Below are 19,107 nucleotides of genomic sequence, written 5' to 3'. Positions count from 1 at the left end.
AGAGGAAATCCGGCATGAACATCGATAAATTCAAACAGCAACACGTGGACATCCTGGAGGGCATCGCCTCGCTGCGCCGCCTGGCGCACGCGGGCGTGGCCCGCAACGCCGCGCAGATCGCGCGCGGCATCGTGTCGATCAGCGCCATCATCAAGCTGCACCTGGCCGTCGAAGACCGCGCCCTGTATCCCGCGCTGGCGCGCTGCGCCGACGCGGATCTGGCGAGCACGGGCCGCGCCTTCCAGGACGAAATGGACGAGATCGCGCGCAGCTACGAGGACTTCGCCCGGCGCTGGAACAACGCGGGCAGCCTGGAACGGGACGAGGCCGGCTTCCGGGCCGACGCCAACGTGGTGCTGCGGCGGGTCCACGAGCGCATGCAGCGCGAAAACCGCGATCTCTACCCCCGCATCGAAGCGATGTAGCGCCCAGTTGCGTGGCCAAGCCACGCGGTGGCGACCACGCCTGGCCTGGCGGCCGATTGCCGGCCTGCGCGAGGCTCCTTTTGGGGGGAACAGGCCCTAGCGCGCTTCGGGCGGGATGCCTTCCAGACTGCGGAGCAAGGCCGCGTGGGCGGTCAGGTCGACGGGGCGATGCTTGCGCTCCGCGCTGGCGGGATACCGGCCCAGGAAGTTGCCGCCCTTGCGGTCGCTGGCCGGCCGCACCGGGCGCGGCGCGAAGCCGCCGCCGCAATTGGGGCAGACGTTGCCCAGCAGCCCCTCCGCGCAATCGGCGCAGAACGTGCATTCGAAACTGCATATCCTGGCCTGGGCCGATGCCGGCGGCAGCGCGGCGTCGCAGTGTTCGCAGGTGGGACGCAAGGCGAGCATGGCGGGCTCCTGGGGCGGGAATAGGCCAGAATAGGCGCTCGTGGCGCCGCCGGCCGCGCCGATCCGGACAAAAAAGGAATGAAAACGGCCATGCGCCGCGCGCATCGATGGCCGCGGCCGCCTGTACACTCGGAAAACCTTACGAGGCGACGGGGATTCTTGATGGCCGGAAGCAGCTTTTTCGCATTGTTCGACGACATCGCCACCATACTGGACGACGTATCCGTCATGACCAAGGTGGCCGCCAAGAAAACCGCCGGCGTGCTGGGCGACGACCTGGCGCTCAATGCGCAGCAGGTCACCGGCGTCCCCGTCAACCGCGAGCTGCCGGTGGTCTGGGCGGTTGCCAAGGGCTCCTTCGTCAACAAGCTGATCCTGGTGCCGGCGGCGCTGCTCATCAGCGCCTTCGCGCCCTGGGCCATCACGCCGCTATTGATGCTGGGCGGCGCCTTCCTCTGCTACGAGGGCGTCGAAAAGCTGGCCCACAAATACCTGTCGCACGGCGACTCCGCCGAAAACCACCACGCGGCGCGCGCCGACGCGCTGCAGGACCAGGCGGTCGACATGGTGGCCTTCGAGCGCGGCAAGATCAAAGGCGCGGTGCGCACCGATTTCATCCTGTCGGCGGAAATCATCGTCATCAGCCTGGGGGCGGTGGCGGACGCCGACTTCACCCGCCAGGTCATGGTGCTGTCCATCATCGCCATCGCCATGACGGTCGGCGTCTATGGGCTGGTGGCCGGCATCGTCAAGCTCGACGACCTGGGCCTGTACCTCAGCCGCAAGTCCTCGCAGGCGCTGGCCTGGCTGGGCCGGCGCATCGTGGGCGCCGCGCCCTACCTGATGAAAACGCTGTCCGTGGTGGGGACGGCCGCCATGTTCATGGTCGGCGGCGCCATTCTGACGCACGGCATCGCGCCCTTGTACGCCGCCATCGAAGGCGCCGCCGCGGCGGTGGGCGAGGGCGGCGTGGTGCCTGCACTGGTGTCCACCGTGCTCAACGCGTTGTTCGGCGTGGTGGCCGGGGCCGTGGTGCTGGGCGCGGTCGGCCTGGCCAAGCGGCTGCTGGGCAAGGGCTGAGCCCCGGCCTTCCGCCTGCCGGACCAGCCGCCCTAGGGAATCCCCTGCCTTGTTGTGTCGGATCACTGATGCCTAAAATTGGCGCCAATTTATGTGATCATTGTTTTGACCACCGGCACAGACCATGGCCCGCGACGCGGCCATGGAAACGAGGAAACCATGCAGTCCGACGCAGCACTCGCCATCCAACCCGACGCCGCCCGCGCCCGCGCCATCTACGACCTGGGGCACAGCACCGTCTTCGCCGCGCGCACCGATCCGCGCTTTTCCTATTGCATGTACGTGCCGCCGCACATCGACGCGGCCCGGCACCCGATGGAACTGGTCGTGATCATGCACGGCACGGGCCGGGCCTTCGTGGAGTACCGCGACGCGTTCGCCGAGTTCGCCCGCTGGAACGATTGCATCGTGCTCTGCCCGCTGTTCCCCGTCGGCCCGCTGGGCGACGGCAACCGCGACGGCTTCAAGCAGCTGCGCGAAGGGGAAATCCGCTATGACCATATCCTGCTGGACATGGTGGCGGAAGTGGGCGAGAAGTTCGGCCGCGATTTCGAGCAGTTCGCCCTGTTCGGCTATTCGGGCGGCGGCCAGTTCGTGAACCGCTTCGCATTGCTCCATCCGGAACGCCTGTGGGCGGTATCGATCGGCGCGCCGGGTTCGGTGACGCTGCTGGATCCCGAGCAGGACTGGTGGGTGGGCGTGCGCGACGCCGAAACCCGCTTCGGCAAGGGCATCGACGTGGACGCCCTGCGCCGCGTGGCCGTGCACATGGTGGTCGGCAAGGCCGACCTGGAAACCTGGGAAATCACCCATCGCGAAGGCGGCAAGTTCTTCATGCCGGGCGCCAACTCCGCCGGCCGGAATCGTCCGGAGCGGCTGGAATCGCTGCGCCGCTCGTTCGAGGCGGCGGGCGTGAACGTCACGCTCGACCTGGTGGACAACGTGCCGCACGACGGCCTGAAGTGCGTGGGCGAAGTCCAGGACTTCCTGGCGTCGGCGCTGGCCAGGCTGCGCAATGCGTAACACTGAATTCTTGAAGAGCCCGCGGCGCGGCAGCGTCCGCGCCGGGCGATAGGAGAGGGCCATGTTGCGTTTCGCGCTATCCCGTATCGTCATGGCCGTGCCCACGCTGCTGATCGTGGCGGTGGCCGTGTTCGTAATGATCCGGCTCATTCCCGGCGATCCGGCCCAGCTGCTGCTGGGCGATCTGGCCACGCCTGCCGCGCTGGCCGACCTGCGCGGCAGGCTGGGCCTGGACCAGACCTGGGCCACGCAGTTCGGCATCTGGTTCGGCAACATGCTGCACGGCGACCTGGGCGCCTCCATCAATACCGGCCAGCCCGTGCTGCCGCTGGTGTGGGACCGTTTCCTGATCAGCGGCCGCGTGGTGCTGGTGGCGGTGCTGTTTGCCGCGATGGTGGCGGTGCCGGCCGGCATGATCGCGGCCTGGAAGCAGAACAAGGCGCCCGACCTGTTCCTGGTGGGGACCGCCACGCTGCTGGTGTCCATCCCGACCTTCTGGCTGGGCCTGCTGCTGCTGATCTTCTTCGGCCTGAAGCTGCAATGGCTGCCGGTGGTGGGCTACGTATCCATCGGCGACGACTGGAAGGCCGGCCTGCTGTACCTGGTCATGCCGATCGCCACGCTGTTCCTGCACGAGATCGGCGTGCTGATGCGCATGGCCCGGGCCAGCACGCTGGAAGTGCTGCGGCTGGACTACATCACTCATGCGCGAGCCAAGGGCCTGTCCGAATTCGCCGTGCTGACGCGCCATGCCTTCCGCAACGCCTTCGGCCCCACCTGGACGCTGATCGGCCTGGTGCTGGGCAACCTGCTGGGCGGCATCGCCGTCGTGGAAACGGTGTTCACGATTCCCGGCCTGGGCCGTCTGCTCGTGGATTCGATCTTCGCCCGCGACTATCCCGTGATCCAGGGCTGCCTGCTGTTCGTGGGCGTGGTCTACGTGATCGTGAACCTGCTGATCGATCTCTGCTATCCCCTTTTCGACCCGAGAGTGACCGCCGAATGAAAAAGCGAATTCCGGCCAACGCGCTGCTGGGCGGCGCGATCGTGGCGCTGATGATCGTCGCGGCGATCATGGGCGCCTTCTGGACTCCCTATGACCCGCTCAAGATCAATTTTGCGGCCCGCCTGCGGCCGCCCGGCGGGGAATTCCTGCTGGGCACCGACGAGTTCGGCCGCGACGAACTGTCCCGCCTGCTGGCGGGGGCGTCGAGCAGCGTCTGGATCAGCCTGCTGACCGTCAGCTTCGCCATCGTGGCGGGCACGGCGATCGGCACCCTGACGGGCTTCGTGCGGGGCTGGACCGACCGCATCATCATGGCCTTCAACAACGCGCTGCTGGCCTTTCCCGGCCTGCTGCTGGCGCTCGGCCTGCTGGCCGTGGTGGGCGCCAACAAGTACGGCATCATCCTCGCGCTGGGGCTGGCCTACACGCCCTCGGTGACGCGCATCGTGCGGGGCACGGTGCTGTCCCTGCGCGAAAAGGAGTTCATCGAGTCTTCCCGCGTGTTGGGAAACTCCGAGCTCTACACCATGTTCCGCCACGTGCTGCCCAACTGCGTCGCGCCGTTGACGGTGCTGGCCACGTCCATGTTCGGCTGGGTGATCCTGGCGGAAAGCGCGCTGTCCTTCCTGGGCCTGGGCGTGCCGCCGCCCGCGCCCACCTGGGGCAATATGCTCGCGGCGGCGCGGCCGTTCATGGCGCAGGCATCCTATCTATCCATTCTTCCCGGCCTGGCCATCGCGCTCGCGCTGCTGGGGATCAACCTGCTGGGCGACGCGGTGCGAGACCGCTTCGATCCCCGCATGAGGGGCGTGTAATGAGCGCACTGGTATCCGTATCGAATCTGTCGCTGACGGTGGGCCCGGGCGGGCGCGAGATCGTCGGCGGGGTGTCCTTCGAGGTGGCGCCCGGCGAGATGGTCGGCATCGTGGGGGAATCCGGCAGCGGCAAGACTCAGGCGGCTCGCGCCATCATGGGCCTGACCCCGCAGCCTTTGGTGGCGGCGGGCGGCTCCATCCTGTTCGAGGGCATCGACGTCACCAAGGCGAGCCAGTCCGCCCTGCGCAAGTTGCGGGGCGCGCGCATCGGCATGGTGTTCCAGGAACCCATGACTTCGCTCAACCCTTCCATGCCCATCGGGCGCCAGCTGGACGAAGGCCTGAAGCTGCACCGCCGCGATCTGTCCGGGGCAGCGCGCCGCGAACGCATTCTGGAGATGCTGCGGCGCGTGGGCATCCGCGATCCCAAGGGCGCGACCGAGGCCTGGCCGCACGAGTTCTCGGGCGGCATGCGCCAGCGCATGATGCTGGCCTCGGTGATGCTGCTCGAACCCGCGCTCCTGATCGCCGACGAGCCCACCACCGCGCTGGACGCCGTGGTGCAGCGGGACGTGCTGGAACTGATGGTGGACCTGACCCGCGAGCACCATACGGCCGTGCTGATGATCAGCCACGACCTGCCGATGGTGGCGCGCTACACCGAGCGCATGGTGGTGATGCAGCACGGCAAGGTGCTGGAAACCGGCACCACGGCCGGCATCCTGGAACGGCCGCAGCATCCCTACACCCGCAAGCTGCTGGACGCCATGCCGCGCCGGCAGCCGGCGCGTCCGCAGACCAAGGAAGCGCCCATCGTCGAGGTCCGCAACCTGATCGTGGACTACGCGGGCCACCAGCGGCTGTTCTCCCGCACGGGCGCCAAGCGGGCGCTCAACGGCATCGACCTGCACGTCAAGCCGCGGGAAGTCGTGGCAGTGGTGGGAGGGTCCGGCTCGGGCAAGACGACGCTGGGCCGGGCCATCGCCGGGCTGCTGACGCCGACCTCGGGCCAGATCCTGTTCCGCGGCCAGCAGGTCGCGCGCCGTTCGCCCGCCTGGCGCGATTACCGGCTGAATTGCCAGATGGTGTTCCAGGATCCGTATTCCTCGCTGGACCCGCGCATGACCATCGGGCAGTTGGTGGGCGAGGGCCTGCGGATGCTGGACGACATGCCGGCGGCCGACAAGCGGCGGCGCGTGGACGAGGTGCTGGCCGAAGTGGGCCTGGGCTCCGAGTATGCCAAGCGCTTCCCGCACGAGTTGTCCGGCGGCCAGCGCCAGCGCGTGGCGATCGCGCGCGCCGTCGTCCGGCGGCCCGCCTTCGTGATCGCCGACGAGCCGGTTTCGGCGCTGGACGTGACGGTGCGGGCGCAGGTGCTGGACCTGTTCGCCGACCTGCAGGAGCGCCACGGCTTCTCCTGCCTGTTCATCAGCCACGACCTGGGCGTGGTGGAGCAGGTGGCCGACCGCGTGGTGGTCATGCGCGACGGCGGCATCGTGGAGCAGGGCTCCCGCGACGAAGTGTTCGACCGCCCGCGCGAGGACTACACCCGCAGCCTGCTGTCGGCGATCCCGGCGCTGGAATCCACCGACGCCGGCGGGGTCCGCCTGCGCTGGCGGCTGGAGGGGCAGGAGGCCTTGAGGGCCACCGCGTAAGCCCTGGGGCGAGGCGTCGCGCGCGCGCCTGCTGGCGCGGCGCGCACTTGCCCCTAAAATACGCGCTTCGGATTTGATTGACGGGAGGGGTCCATGCCGAAAGCGGCGGCGACACGGCCCGGCCTGGTTGATCGTATTGCCCATGATATTCAAGCGGGCGTATATGGTCCCGGCGCCTGGCTGAAACAGATCGACCTGCAGGAACGTTACGAGGCCAAGCGCCTGGACGTCCGGCGGGCGCTAGACCAATTGGCCGCGAAGCGGCTGATTGCGCACATTCCGAACCGGGGCTACCACGTCTACGCGATGGACCCGGACCTGCACCTGCAGATCCGGGATATCCGCATCCTGCTGGAGACCGGCGCGGCGGCGGACCTCATGCCCAACGTCACCGCCGCCAAGGTGCGGGCGTTGCGCGCCCTGGCCGAGCGCTTCGACAAATTGCTCCAGGATGGCACGCTGCTGGAGCAATATGAAGTCAACCTGGCTTTCCATGCTGGCATGTACGAGATGTGCAGCAACCGCGAGCTGGCCGCCCTGATCCAGGAAACCCGCGCTCGCGGGCCGGCCGCGCCCGCCAAGGAGTGGGTGACGCGTTCGCGCATCGAAACGTCCGCCCGCGAGCACTTCGACATGGTCGAGGCGCTGGAGGCGCGCGACGTGAAACGGCTGCAGAAAATCATCGCGGCCCACGTCGGCCAGGACATTTCCTGAAAGCCTGATACTCCGGCCATCGCGGCGGCTTCCTGAAAAGGGGCCGCCGCGATGCATTTGGGGCGCGTTTCAGGGATACCCCGTATGGCGGCGGGCGGCAGACCGTCCATAATTGCGAGATTATTTTGGCGCCAATATATGCGTGAATTTTGCGCCGCACGCCGGGGAGTTTTTTGCATGCACCACGTTTTCGTTCCCAGAGCGCTCGCGCTCAGCCTGGCGCTGGCTGCCGCCGCTCCGGTCCAGGCAGAACTGCTGACCGTCGCCCAACCCGCCGACATCCGCTCCACCAATCCTGGCGTCAACCGCGACAACACGACCGACGGCGTGGTGCTCAATATCGTCGAAGGCCTGGTCGGCTATCGCGAGAACGGCACCGTGGCGCCCTTGCTGGCCAAGTCGGTGGACTTGTCGGAAGACGGCCTGACCTACACCTTCAAGCTGCGCGACGGCGTGAAGTTCCATAACGGCGCCACGCTGACCTCGGCCGACGTGCTGTGGAACTGGGAGCGCTACATGGATCCGAAGACGGATTGGCGTTGCCGCAGCGATTTCGACGGCCGCAACGGGCTGAAAGTGACCGAGGTGTTCGCGCCCGACGCCCGGACCGTGGTGATGAAGCTGGACCGCAAGTCCGCGGTGTTCCTGGATTCGCTGGCGCGCACCGATTGCGGCATGACGGCCATCCTTTCCAAGGATTCCGTCGCGGCCGACGGTTCCTGGATCAAGCCGGTGGGCACCGGGCCCTTCACCCTCAAGGAATGGAAACGCGGCGAATACGCGCTGTTGTCCGCCTTCAAGGACTACGTCTCTCCCGCCGGCGACAAACCGGACGGCTATGTCGGCTCCAAACGGCCGCTGGTGGACGAGGTCAAGTTCCTGGTGGTGCCGGACCCCTCGACTTCGAAGGCGGGCATGGCCTCGGGCGCGATCGACGCCGGGCAGATCACCAGCACCGACGTCGCCGAACTGAAGAATTCGCGCAACCTGACCGTGTTCGGTCCGCACGACGCCACCAAGCACACGCTGTTGTTCCAGACGCAGGATCCGGTGCTGAAGAACGTGAAGCTGCGCCAGGCCATCGCGGCCTCGCTGGACATCCCGCAAGTGGTGGCCGCGGCCTCCGAAGGCCTGGGCCAGTTGAACAACTCCGCCGTGCACGCGGGGTCGGCCTACTATCAGGATTCGGAGAAGCGCACCTACAAGTACGACCCGGCGCGCGCGCAGCAATTGCTGAAGGAAGCCGGCTACAAGGGCGAGCCCATCGTCATCTACGCCAACAAGCGCGCCCACGTGCCGAGCTACCAGGTGGCGGTGATGGCCCAGGCCATGATGCAGGCGGTGGGCATCAACGCCAAGATCGAGGTGCTGGAGTGGGCCACGCAGCTGGACCGCTACAACACCGGCAAGTACCAGATCAGCTCCTTCACCTATTCCTCGCGCCTGGACCCGGCCCTGAGCTTCGAGCAGTTCGCCGGCGACAAGTCCAAGCAGCCGCGCAAGGTCTGGGATGATCCTGCGGCCCAGAAGCTGATCGACGAGAGCTTCCTGGAATCGGACCCCGCCAAGCGCCAGGCCCTGTTCGACCAACTGCACACCCTGATGCTGGAACAGACGCCGCTGCTGGTGCTGTACAACGGCGCGGATGCCTGGGCGCACAACAAACGCGTGGAAGGTTTCTCCGTGTGGGAGGGGAAGCCGCGAGTGTGGGAAACGAAGATTGTTGCCGGGAAGTAAGGATTCGGTTCTTTAGGCGCCGGCCGTGTCCGCGCAGCAAGCACTGCGTCAGTTTCCGAATGTGTGTATGCCCAAAACGACCGCGCGGGCGGTCGTTTTGGGCGGGCATATCAACCTCTCACATACATAGGTCCAGCGGCGTCACGGGCTCGACCTACGAAGAACCATCAGGGCGTTGCAACCCTCTCAACTTCCCAGGCCCGCGGCTTCTTGACTGCCCACGGCTGGTATCCCTTGATGTCCGAGCGGAAGGCGCCGATATCGAGGCCGTTGTACAGGGGGATGCTGGGAACGTCGGCGAGGAACAGCTTGTGCAGTTGGTCGAACGAGGACTGGCGCTTTGCCGACTCGGAATCAACCGAGGCTGCGTCGATGAGCTTCAGCGCTTCCGGATTGTCCCAAACCTTGCGCGGCTGCTTGGCCTTGTCGCCCGACATCATCTCGTAGCTCAGCGCCGCGTCGAGGCGGGCGGAGTAGGGGAAGGACATCATCTGGTACGTGCCGGCGTTGTAGCGGTCCAGCTGCGTGGCCCATTCCACCACCGACAGGCGCGCGTTGATGCCGGCCGATTGCAGCATGGCCTGGATGATCACGGCCGAGTTATACGACTGCGGATAGCGCTTGGTCGTCAGCAGCACCAGTTCCTGGCCCTTGTACCCGGCTTCCTGCAGCAGCTTCTGCGACTTGGCGACGTCGTAGCTCCAGCCCTGCTTCTGGGTGGCGTCGTAGTACGGCGACACCAGGGGCACGATGGAATTGTTGGGCTGAGCCAGGCCTTCGGTGACGGCGGCGGCCAGTTGCGTGTAGTCGATGGCGTGGGCCAGCGCCTGGCGCATCTTCGGGTGGGACAGCACCGGATCCTTGGTCTGCAGCAGCAGCGCCGTCATGCTCATCACGGGGGCGTAGGCCACCTTGATGTTCGGCGTCTTCTGCAGCACGGGGACGTCGTTGTTGGAGACGTCTTCGATGATGTCGATATCGCCGCGTTGCAGCGCGGCCTTGGCCGTGGAGTCGTCGGGAACGATCACGAACCGGACCTCGTCCACGAGCGGGCGCTTGGAACCGGTATAGCCGTCACGCGCGCCGCCACGGTTGGCATAGTTGGCGAACTTCTTCAGGCTTACATACTCGCCGCGCTTCCATTCGCCGAGCGAGAACGGGCCGGTGCCGATGGGCTTGTCCCAGCTGCCGTCGGCCTTGACGGAGTCTTTGTGCAGGATGCCGGCACCGCCGCAATCGGTGCGTGCCAGCGAGGCCAGGAACAGGGCGCTGGGCTTTTCCAGGTGATAGACGACGGTGTTCGCGTCCGGCGCTTCCACGCCCAGCACTTTCACGGTGCCGCGTCCGTCGAATTCGCTGGCGCAGCGCCAGCCCGACTTGGCCGCCGTGTAGTGCTGCCAGCTCCACAGCACGTCCGCCGAGGTCAGCGGCGCGCCATTGTGGAACTTCACGCCGTCGCGCAGCGTGAACGTGTAGGTCTTGCCATCCGGGCTGATGTCGACCGACTTGGCCAGCAGCGGGCGGACTTCCGCATCCTCGCCATAGGCCACCAGGCCTTCGACGATATGCAGCACGACCGCGTCGCTATTGCTGTCCCGGTTGACGCCGGGTTCGGTCGAACGGATGTCGGCCGTAAGCGAAATGCGCAGCGGCGCGGCGGCCTGCGCGGCGGCGGGCAGCGACAGGCCGCCCAGCGCCAGCGCCAGCGCGGCGCCCAGTAAATGGAGTTTCATGGCTACGTCTTCCTCGGGTTGCGCCAGCGCCCGCCGGTTCAGGCGGCGGCCAGCAGTTCGGGTTCGGCGTTCAGGCTGTACCGCGTGAAGCTGCGGTTCAGGGCGGGCAGGGGGGCGACTTCCATCAGGCCGGCGGCGGGCTCCATGATCACCATGGCGACCGTGGCCGACAGGTTGTCGTGGCTGCCGGGGCGCGGCGGACGGCACACCGAGTAAGGCGCGCCGAAGTCGTCGAACAGGGCGCGCTTGAGGTCTTCGCGCGTCAGTTGCTCGCGCTCGTTGAGCAGGCGGCGCACGCGCCAGTCGCGGTAGGCGCTCTCGGGCGTGCTGGCGCGGCCGGTGTCGCGCAGCTTGCCCAGGGCGACTTCGCTGACCCAGTGGTTGGCGTGGACGATCAGGTCGTCGCTGCCCGGATAGATGGGGAAGGCTTCGTCGGTCGTGCACTCGTAGTCCACGCCGAAGCCGGCGGCCATGCCGATCATGATGTTGTTCGAGCAGGACTTGGGCGTGGTCGCCACCGTCTTGATGGCGAGGGCGAAATGTTCCTGCTCCAGCACCTTGCGGCGGATCAGCGACAGCGGCACGCCGAGCTGGCGGAAGTCGCGGTCGGATTCCAGGTAGTTCGCGGTGATGGAGACGCCGGCGCTGTTGAGGCCGCTGCGCGCCAGGCCGCCCGCTTCGACGAAGGTCAGGATGTCGGGGCCGTTGTCGTTGCGCACGCGCAGCACGATGGCGGTCTCGGCGCACTCGGCGCGCCAATCCCAGTTCTGGCCATGGATGAGGCGGCCGTTGGCCGAGCGCGTGGGCAGGATCATGGCGCCGGTGCAGCCGTCGCCCGGCTCCAGTTCGGCCGCCTTCTTCTTTTCGGCGCGGGCCTTGGCGATGACTTCCGTGCGCGCGTTGACCATGACGATGTCTTCGAAGGACACGTCGGCGCCGGCGGCGATGCCGCGCATTTCTTCCAGGTAATGGGGCGCGAAGTTCTCGATCTCGCGGGCGAAGCCGGTGATGAGCTGGGTGCGCGCCATGGCGTCATAACCCAGGTCGACCAGGGTCTGGCCGTACATCGCGGCGCTCTTGCGCACGCGGTCGGCGGCTTGTTGGCCATAGGAGCGGCCGCGGGCTTCGGGCGAACCGGAAACCGATACGAAGGGGAATTGGGTGATCTGGGTCATGGACGGAAGGCGGCGCCGCGCGCCGCGGAATCGGGAAATAAAAATGAGTGCCAAAAAATGTTAGCTTATTTTGGCGCCAATATTGCTCAGGGTTTACCAGGGCAGGAGGGAGGGACGGACGTTGCGCGCCGGACGAGCTGGGTAGTCCCCATGGGCGCGGGCGCGCTCATTCGTTGCCGGGCTCGCGTCGCGCATGGGGAACAGGCGCCCCAGGCCTGGGCGGCCGGGGCGAGGAATTCCGACCCCGCGCCGGCTAGCGCGGCGCGGGGTCCTGCGCGCGCACGGGCGAACCCATGGCCTGGAACAGCGCCGCGGTTTCGGTCAGGCGGGCGTCGGCGTAATCGACTTCGCGCAAACGGGCGGCGACATAATGCTGCTCGGCCGCGTACTCGGTATAGGGCGGCAGCGCGCCCAGGCGGACGCGGCTGGCCGTGTTGCGGTACGACTGCTCCGCCGCCTGCCGCGACGACTCGGCGGAGGCCAGCGCCTGCCCGCCCGCGTCCAGCCGGGACAGCGTGTCGGCCACGTCGCGGAATGCCGTCAGCACGGTCTGCTTGTACTGCAGCAGGGACGCTTCGTAGCGCTCCTTGGCCGCGTTGCGCTCGGCCAGCAGCGCGCCGCCGTGGAAGATGGGCTGCGTCAGCGACGCCCCGATGGCCCAGATGGAGCCGGCGCCCGACAGCGCCGCCGGCCAGTTGAAGCCCGCCTGGCCCATGGAGGCCGACAGCGACAGGCTGGGGAACAGCTGCGCGGTTGCCGCGCCCACGTCGGCCGCGGCGGCCTGCACCACGGCATCGGCCAGCAGGATGTCCGGACGCGAGGCCAGCAGTTCGGACGGCACCACCACCGGCACCTGCTCGGGCACGGCCAGCATGTCGAAATCCAGGTCGGGCGGGGCCTGGTCGGGCGTGCGGCCCAGCAGCACGGCCAGCGCGTGGCGGGTGGCATGCCAGCGCGCGCGCAATCCGGGCAGCGAGGCTTCCAGCGAGGCCGCGTCCTGGTCCGCGTCGAGGGCGTCGTTCTGCGAGGCGGCGCCCAGCTCGTAGCGGCGCTGCGTATCGCGCGCCACCTGGCGCGCCAGCACCGCCTGTTTTTCGGTCAGGGCCACGCGCTGCGCGAGCGCGGAGGCGGCGATGGCGCCGGTGACGATGTTGCCGGCCAGCGAGCGCCGAGCGGATTCGAGCTGGAATGCCTGCTGCGCCACCTGGGCGGCCAGGGACAGGTTGGCGAAGCGCGCCGCGCCGAACAGGTCCAGGTCGTACTGGGCGTGGATCTGCCCGGTGAACACGTTGTAGCGGGCCGTCGGCTCGGGCAGGTTCGGCATCGTGAGCGCGCGCCTGCGCGAAGCGTCCGCGCCGGCGTCCACCGAGGGCAGCATGGACGAGTTCACCTGCCCGCGCAATTGTTCGCGCGCGCCTGCAAGATTGCGTTCCGCCGCCGCCAGGTCCGGGCTGTGGGCCAGACCTTCCTCCACCAGCGCGTCGAGCGCGGCGGAGCCATAGCGTTTCCACCATTCGGGCACCGGCCGGGCGCCCTGTTCGAAACGCTGCGCCACCCCCTGGGCCGAGGCGCCCGCGGCGGGCGTGGGGGCGACGCCGTATTGCGCGGGGGGCGCCACGGCGGGCGGCTTGCCGTCCGGGGCGAAGGCGCAGGCGCCCAGGGCAAGCGTCAGCGGAAGGGCGGCCAACCGAAAAGGACGGATCGGGAATCGGGTCATCGTCATCGGCTTCATGCTCCCCGCTCCGCGGTGTCGCCGGCGTTCGCGCCCGGCGGCACGCCTTCGGGTTCGTCGCGCTCGTCATGGCGGACGCGGAACCAGGCGGCGTAGAGCGCGGGCAGGAAGAACAGCGTCAGCACCGTGGCGCTGGTGATGCCGCCCATGAGGGCGGTGGCCATGGGGCCGAAGAAGTTGCTGCGCAACAGCGGGATCAGGGCCAGCACGGCGGCCGCGGCGGTCAGCGTGATGGGCCGGAAGCGCCGCACCGTGGCGCCGACGATGGCGTCCACGCGCTTGTGGCCTGCGCCGATGTCCTGCTCGATCTGGTCCACCAGGATGACCGAGTTCCGCATGATGATGCCGAACATGGCGATCACGCCCAGCATGGCGACGAAGCCGAACGGCTTGCCGAACATCAGCAGCGCGGCGACCACCCCGATGAGTCCCAGCGGGGCGGTCAACACCACCATCAGCACCCTGGCGAAGCTCTGCAGCTGCACCATCAGCAGCGTCAGCACCGCGACCGCCATCAGCGGCATCTGGGCGTTGATGGAGGATTGGCCCTTGCCGCTTTCCTCCACCGGCCCGCCCACCTCGATGCGGTAGCCGACGGGCAGCTCGGCGCGCACGGCGTCGAGCTTCGCATCGATGGCGCGGGTGACGTCGATGCCTTGGGCGCCGGCGGTCACGTCGGCCTGCACCGTGATGGTGGGCTGGCGGTCGCGTTCCCAGATGACGCCGTATTCCAGGTCGTAGCGGACATGGCCCAGGCTGCCCAGCGGCACCGGCCCATTGGGCGTGGGCATGGCGAGCGTCGCCAGGCGCGCCGGATCGATCCGTTCGTCCAGCGGCGCGCGCAGGCTCACGTTGATCAGCTTGTCGCGCTCGCGGTATTGCGTTACCGCGTAGCCGGACAGCGTCATGGCGAGGAAATCGGACACGTCGCTGGAGGCGATGCCCAGCTCGCGCGCCTTCTGCTGGTCGATCTCGAAGCGCACCGAGCGTTCGGAGGGCTCGTCCCAGTCGAATTGCACGTTCGTCGAGCGCTTGTCGGCGCGGACCTCGGCGGCCACGCGCTCGGCCACGGCGCGGACTTCGGCGATCTGGTCGCCGCTGACGCGGAACTGGACCTGGAAGCCCACGGGCGGCCCGTTTTCGAGGCGCGACAGGCGGGTGCGGATGGCCGGGAACTCCTCGCGCAGCATGGGCTGCAGCCACTGGGCCAGCTTTTCGCGGTCTTCCACGGAGTGGGCGGTGATCACCAGCTGGGCGAAGTTGGGGGTGGCGAGCTGCTGGTCCAGCGGCAGGTAGAAACGCGGCGCGCCCGTGCCCACGAAGCTGACCGAATGCTCGATCTCGGGGCGGCCTTCCAGCGTCTTTTCCAGCCGTTCCACCTGGCGCAGCGTGGCCGCGAACGAGGCGCCTTCCTGCAGGCGGACGTCCACCAGCAGTTCGCTGCGGTCGGAACTGGGGAAGAACTGCTGGGGCACCAGCCCGAAGCCTGCCATCGACACCGCGAACGTCACTATCGTGCCTCCCAGCACCAGGTAGCGGCGGTCCACGCACCACGCGACCCAGCCCCGCAGGCGCCGGTAGAAGCGGGTGTCGTAGATGTCGTGCTCGTGGCCGTCGGGCAGATGGGCCTCGCGCTTGCGCTCGGGCAGCATCCGGTAGCCCAGCAGCGGGATCAGCACCACGGCGGCGAACCAGGAGGTGATGAGCGCGATGGCGGACACCTGGAAGATCGAACGGGTGTACTCGCCCGTGCTCGACTTGGCCAGCGCGATCGGCAGGAAGCCCGCCACCGTGACCAGCGTGCCGGTCAGCATGGGGAAGGCGGTGCTGGTGTAGGCGAACGCGGCGGCGCGCGCCCGGCTCCAGCCCTGTTCCAGTTTCACGGCCATCATCTCGACGGCGATGATCGCGTCGTCCACCAGCAGGCCCAGGGCCAGCACCAGCGTGCCCAGCGACACCTTGTGCAGGCCGATGCCGAACATGTCCATGAACAGCGCCGTGACCGCCAGCACCACCGGAATGGAAATGACCACCACCATGCCGGTGCGCAGCCCCAGCGAGACCAGGCTCACGATCAGCACGATGCCGACCGCCTCCGCCACCGACCGCAGGAAGTCGTCGACCGAGTGCGATACCGCCCGCGGCATGCTGGAAACTTCCTTCAGCGTGAGGCCGGCGGGCAACTGGGCCTGCAGCTCGCCGAACTTGGCGGTCAGCGCCTTGCCCAGGTGCACCACGTCCCGGCCGGGCTGCATGGTGATGCCGATGCCCAGCGCCAGGCGGCCGCCCAGCCGCATCTGCTCCACGGGCGGATCCTCATAGCCGCGACGGATCGTGGCGATGTCGCCCAGCCGGACCGACTTGCCGTCGATCCGGATCAGGGTGTCCGCCAACGCCCGGCTGTTCGCGTACTGGCCCGTGGGGCGCACGAAGACGCGGTCGTCGGCGGTGGTCAGCGTGCCGGCGTTCGCCACGGCGTTCTGGCTGTTGATGGCCTGGGCGATCTGCTGGGGCGACACGCCCAGCCGGGTCAGCTGGGTATTGGTGATTTCGACGTAGACGTGTTCGGGCTGTTCGCCGAAGTAGTCCACCTTGCCCACGCCGGGCACGCGCAGCAGCACCGTGCGCAGTTTGTCGGCATAGTCGCGCAGCTGGGCTGGTGAAAAGCCGTCGCCCTGCAGTGTGTAGATGTTGGTGTAGACGTCGCCGAACTCGTCATTGAAGAACGGTCCTTGCACGCCCTGGGGCAGCGTTGCCGCGATGTCGCCGACCTTCTTGCGGACCTGGTACCACTGCTCGGCGACGGTATTGGCGGGCGCGGAGTCCTTCATGGTGTAGAAGATCAGGGACTCGCCCGGCCGGGAATAGCTGCGCATGAAGTCCGTGTTGGAGGCTTCCTGCAGCTTCTTGGCGATGCGGTCGGTGACCTGTTCCTGCACCTGCTGGGCGGTGGCGCCCGGCCAGAGCGTCTTGATGACCATGACGCGGAAGGTGAAGGGCGGGTCTTCCGACTGGGCCAGCTTGGAATAGGACAGCACGCCGAAGAGGGTCACCAGCGTGATGATGAAGATGACCAGCGGCTGGTGGCGCAAGGCCCATGCCGACAGGTTGAAGCGGCCTTCCTCGTGACGGTGCGCCGGGACGTCCGGATCGGCGCGGCTCATGAGGCGTGGTCCTCGGGATGCAGGGGAGGAACGGGGCGCACTTTTTCGCCGGCCGTCACCGTGTGCACGCCTTGCCACACCACGCGTTCGCCGTCCCGCAGGCCCTGGGCCAGGGTGACGGTGCGCGCGTCGTAGCGCAGCACTTCGACGCGGCGCAGTTCCAGGGTGTCGTCGCCGGCCTTCACGATCCAGACGGCGGGCCGCGGCCCGTCATGGAACAGCGCGGTGGCGGGGACCGTAAAGGTCGGCGATCCGTCGCCCGCGGGGTTCTCGAAGCTGATGTTGGCCGTCATGCCCAGCCGCACTTCGGGGGAGGGGGCCTCCAGGGTCAGCTTGGCGCGATAGGTGCGGCTGCGCGGGTCCGCGGCCGGCGAGATTTCGCGCAGCACGGCGCTGTACGCCTGGCCGGGCAGCGGCCCGAGCGTGACGCTGGCCCGCTGGCCGATAGTCAGGCCCGCCAGCACGCTTTCCGGCACGTCGCAGATGGCGTCGATGTCGCCGGACCAGGCCAGGTTGTAGACGGGCTCGCCCGCGGCCACGTTCTGTCCGGTGTCGGCCTGCTCCGCGGTGATCACGCCCGCGTGGTCCGCCTGCAGCGTCGTGTACTTGAGCTGGTCGGCCGACAGCGCGGCCTGCTGGGCAGCCTGGTCGCGCTGCGCCAGCGCCGCCGCGTAGGCATTGCGGGTCTGTTCCAGCTGGGTGGTGGCAATCAGGTTCTCGCGCGCCTGGGCGCGGTCGCGGTCCAGCTGCTGGCGCGCGTAGTCGAGCTGGTGCTGGGCCGCCGTCAGCTGCGCGCGGGCGCTGGCGGCGTTCTTGGTCGCGTCGGCCGGGTCCAGCCGGGCCACGACCTGCCCGGGCACGACGGCATCGCCCAGCCGGACGTTGCGTTCGATGATCTTGCCGCTCACGCGGAACGACAGCGGCGTGCTGTAGCGCGCCTGCACTTCGCCCGGCAGCGTCCAGGCCGGCAGGCGTTCGTCCGCCTGCGCGGGCATGGCCACGACGGGGCGCGGCCCCGGCGCGGGCGCTTCGCCGCGGCCGCAGCCGGCGATCGTCAGCACCAGCGCCGCGGCGGCCGGCAGCGACAGCATGCGGCGCCAGGGGCGGCGTCGGGAAGAGAGCGGCGCCGCGTCGGCGGCGGCGTTGCGGGCGACGGGACGCGCGCAAGGGCCAGGGCAATTCACGGAACACCTCGCGGCGCGGAAACAGGGGAAAGGGGCCGGATCGGCCCGATACGCCATGGATTCTAATACAGGTATGTATCTGGATTCAATGTTGAATCTGAAACGACACCCAGTGCTACACTCGCGCCATGTCAAAAGTCCGTCTTACGCGAGAGCAAAGCCGTGATCAGACGCGACAGCGTCTGCTCGACGCTGCGCAATCGATTTTTCTTGCCAAGGGGTTCGTGGCCGCCAGCGTCGAGGACATCGCCGAGCAGGCGGGGTACACGCGCGGGGCCTTCTATTCCAATTTCGCCAGCAAGTCCGAGTTGTTCCTGCAGTTGCTCAAGCGCGACCACGAAAGCGTGATGGCCGACATGCGCGCGATCTTCGAGGACGGCGAATCGCGGGCCCAGATGGAAGCCCGCGTGCTGGAGTATTACTCGACGCACTATCGCGAGAACGACTGTTTCCTGCTGTGGATGGAAGCCAAGCTGCAGGCCGCCCGCGACCCGGATTTCCGGGTGGGCTTCACCACCTGTCTGCGCGAATTGCGCGAGGCCACGACCGAATACATCCGCCAGTTTTCGGCGCGGGTGGGCACGCCGCTGCCCTTGCCGGCCGAGCAGCTGGCGCTGGGCCTGCTGGCCCTGTCGGACGGCATGCAATTCAGCTACGCCTTCGACCCCCAGGCCGTCACCCCGGAAATGACCGAGGCGGTGCTGGCGGGGTTTTTCCGCCGCGTGGTCTTCGGCGATTCCAGCCCGCGCTAGCGGGAAATCGCGGCCCCGCTAGGGCAGCAGTTCCGATATCTCGATCAGGTTGAGGTCCGGGTCCCGCAGGTAGACCGAGCGGATCTTGCCGGTCGCGCCGGTCCGCGGCACGGGGCCTTCGATGATGGCGGCGCCGGCTTCGCGCAGGCGGACGATCACCTCGTCCAGCGGGCGGTCGGCGATGAAACACAGGTCCAGCGCGCCCGGTACCGGCAGGTGGGCCTTGGGCTCGAATTCGCGGCCGCGCACGTGCAGGTTGATCTTCTGGTTGCCGAAGCGCAGCGCCTGCCGGCCTTCGCCGAAGGTTTCCAGGCGCATGCCCAGGATGCGGGTGTAGAAGTCCACCGTGGCGTCGGGGTCGGTGCAGGTCAGCACCAGGTGGTCGAGGTGATCGATCATGAAGCTCTCCGTATTGTCAGCCGGGCTCTGGCCGTGATAGTAATACCAGCGGCGCGCCGGCCGGGCTGAGGGGGCACGCGCTGCGATAACCCACCCCTCGGGCGAAAG

16 protein-coding genes are annotated in these 19,107 nt (G+C 68.0%); 9 read left to right on the top strand and 7 right to left on the bottom strand.

Annotated features, from left to right (window positions below; translation table 11 throughout):
* Window positions 1–14: 14 nt before the first annotated feature.
* Window positions 15–425, top strand: a complete 411-nt coding sequence (locus tag ADE01S_RS00935; protein WP_062679579.1) for a hemerythrin domain-containing protein — start codon at window positions 15–17, stop codon at window positions 423–425.
* Between the two features lie 96 nt (window positions 426–521).
* Here ADE01S_RS00935 and ADE01S_RS00930 read toward each other — a convergent pair whose 3' ends face one another.
* A complete protein-coding gene (locus ADE01S_RS00930) occupies window positions 522–830 on the bottom strand; it encodes a DUF1272 domain-containing protein (RefSeq protein ID WP_062679578.1) in 309 nt (102 codons plus the stop codon).
* Window positions 831–992: 162 nt separating this feature from the next.
* On the opposite strand from ADE01S_RS00930, the gene ADE01S_RS00925 reads away from it, so the two are divergent.
* The 7 genes from ADE01S_RS00925 (at window position 993) to ADE01S_RS00895 (ending at window position 8,860) form a co-directional block, all read left to right on the top strand.
* On the top strand, window positions 993–1,910 hold the full coding sequence (locus tag ADE01S_RS00925) for a DUF808 domain-containing protein (protein WP_062679577.1): 918 nt from the start codon (window positions 993–995) through the stop codon (window positions 1,908–1,910).
* Between the two features lie 159 nt (window positions 1,911–2,069).
* Entirely contained in the window at window positions 2,070–2,933 is an 864-nt protein-coding gene (locus ADE01S_RS00920; RefSeq protein ID WP_062679576.1) for an alpha/beta hydrolase family protein, read from the top strand.
* A 61-nt stretch (window positions 2,934–2,994) separates the two neighbouring features.
* A complete protein-coding gene (locus ADE01S_RS00915; RefSeq protein WP_062679575.1) occupies window positions 2,995–3,939 on the top strand; it encodes an ABC transporter permease in 945 nt (314 codons plus the stop codon).
* Window positions 3,936–4,754 carry an ABC transporter permease gene (locus ADE01S_RS00910; protein ID WP_062679574.1) on the top strand — a complete coding sequence of 273 codons (819 nt, stop codon included), beginning with the start codon at window positions 3,936–3,938 and terminating at the stop codon, window positions 4,752–4,754. The genes ADE01S_RS00915 and ADE01S_RS00910 overlap by 4 nt, the downstream gene beginning before the upstream one ends.
* The gene (locus tag ADE01S_RS00905) at window positions 4,754–6,409 is read left to right on the top strand and encodes an ABC transporter ATP-binding protein (RefSeq protein ID WP_062679573.1); all 1,656 of its coding nucleotides are present in this window, start codon (window positions 4,754–4,756) and stop codon (window positions 6,407–6,409) included. Before ADE01S_RS00910 ends, ADE01S_RS00905 begins: the two co-directional genes overlap by 1 nt.
* 93 nt (window positions 6,410–6,502) lie before the next feature.
* Window positions 6,503–7,123: a GntR family transcriptional regulator gene (locus ADE01S_RS00900; protein WP_062679572.1), complete on the top strand. Its 621-nt coding sequence runs from the start codon at window positions 6,503–6,505 to the stop codon at window positions 7,121–7,123.
* Between the two features lie 177 nt (window positions 7,124–7,300).
* Entirely contained in the window at window positions 7,301–8,860 is a 1,560-nt protein-coding gene (locus ADE01S_RS00895; RefSeq protein ID WP_062679571.1) for an ABC transporter substrate-binding protein, read from the top strand.
* Window positions 8,861–9,027: 167 nt separating this feature from the next.
* Here the strand turns inward: ADE01S_RS00895 and ADE01S_RS00890 are convergent, their stop codons facing one another.
* The 5 genes from ADE01S_RS00890 to ADE01S_RS00870 form a co-directional block, all read right to left on the bottom strand.
* Entirely contained in the window at window positions 9,028–10,593 is a 1,566-nt protein-coding gene (locus ADE01S_RS00890) for an ABC transporter substrate-binding protein (RefSeq protein ID WP_062679570.1), read from the bottom strand.
* Between the two features lie 38 nt (window positions 10,594–10,631).
* On the bottom strand, window positions 10,632–11,768 hold the full coding sequence (locus tag ADE01S_RS00885; RefSeq protein WP_062679569.1) for a C45 family autoproteolytic acyltransferase/hydrolase: 1,137 nt from the start codon (window positions 11,766–11,768) through the stop codon (window positions 10,632–10,634).
* Window positions 11,769–12,021: 253 nt separating this feature from the next.
* Window positions 12,022–13,500, bottom strand: coding sequence for an efflux transporter outer membrane subunit (locus ADE01S_RS00880; RefSeq protein ID WP_370511550.1), 1,479 nt, complete (start codon window positions 13,498–13,500; stop codon window positions 12,022–12,024).
* Complete coding sequence (locus ADE01S_RS00875) at window positions 13,497–16,664, bottom strand: efflux RND transporter permease subunit (RefSeq protein ID WP_062679568.1); 3,168 nt, start codon at window positions 16,662–16,664, stop codon at window positions 13,497–13,499. The genes ADE01S_RS00880 and ADE01S_RS00875 overlap by 4 nt, the downstream gene beginning before the upstream one ends.
* Window positions 16,661–17,755: an efflux RND transporter periplasmic adaptor subunit gene (locus tag ADE01S_RS00870; RefSeq protein ID WP_062679567.1), complete on the bottom strand. Its 1,095-nt coding sequence runs from the start codon at window positions 17,753–17,755 to the stop codon at window positions 16,661–16,663. The genes ADE01S_RS00875 and ADE01S_RS00870 overlap by 4 nt, the downstream gene beginning before the upstream one ends.
* Before the next feature lie 221 nt (window positions 17,756–17,976).
* On the opposite strand from ADE01S_RS00870, the gene ADE01S_RS00865 reads away from it, so the two are divergent.
* Window positions 17,977–18,600 carry a TetR/AcrR family transcriptional regulator gene (locus ADE01S_RS00865; RefSeq protein WP_062679566.1) on the top strand — a complete coding sequence of 208 codons (624 nt, stop codon included), beginning with the start codon at window positions 17,977–17,979 and terminating at the stop codon, window positions 18,598–18,600.
* Between the two features lie 18 nt (window positions 18,601–18,618).
* Here the strand turns inward: ADE01S_RS00865 and ADE01S_RS00860 are convergent, their stop codons facing one another.
* Window positions 18,619–18,999 (bottom strand): VOC family protein, encoded by a 381-nt coding sequence (locus ADE01S_RS00860; protein ID WP_062679565.1) that lies wholly within the window; start codon window positions 18,997–18,999, stop codon window positions 18,619–18,621.
* Between the last annotated feature and the right edge of the window lie 108 nt (window positions 19,000–19,107).

It is taken from the genome of Achromobacter denitrificans NBRC 15125 (assembly GCF_001571365.1).
Classification (GTDB): domain Bacteria; phylum Pseudomonadota; class Gammaproteobacteria; order Burkholderiales; family Burkholderiaceae_B; genus Achromobacter; species Achromobacter denitrificans.
The sequence above is the reverse complement of the archived record's forward strand: the minus strand, read 5'-3'. Positions and strand labels throughout refer to the sequence as shown.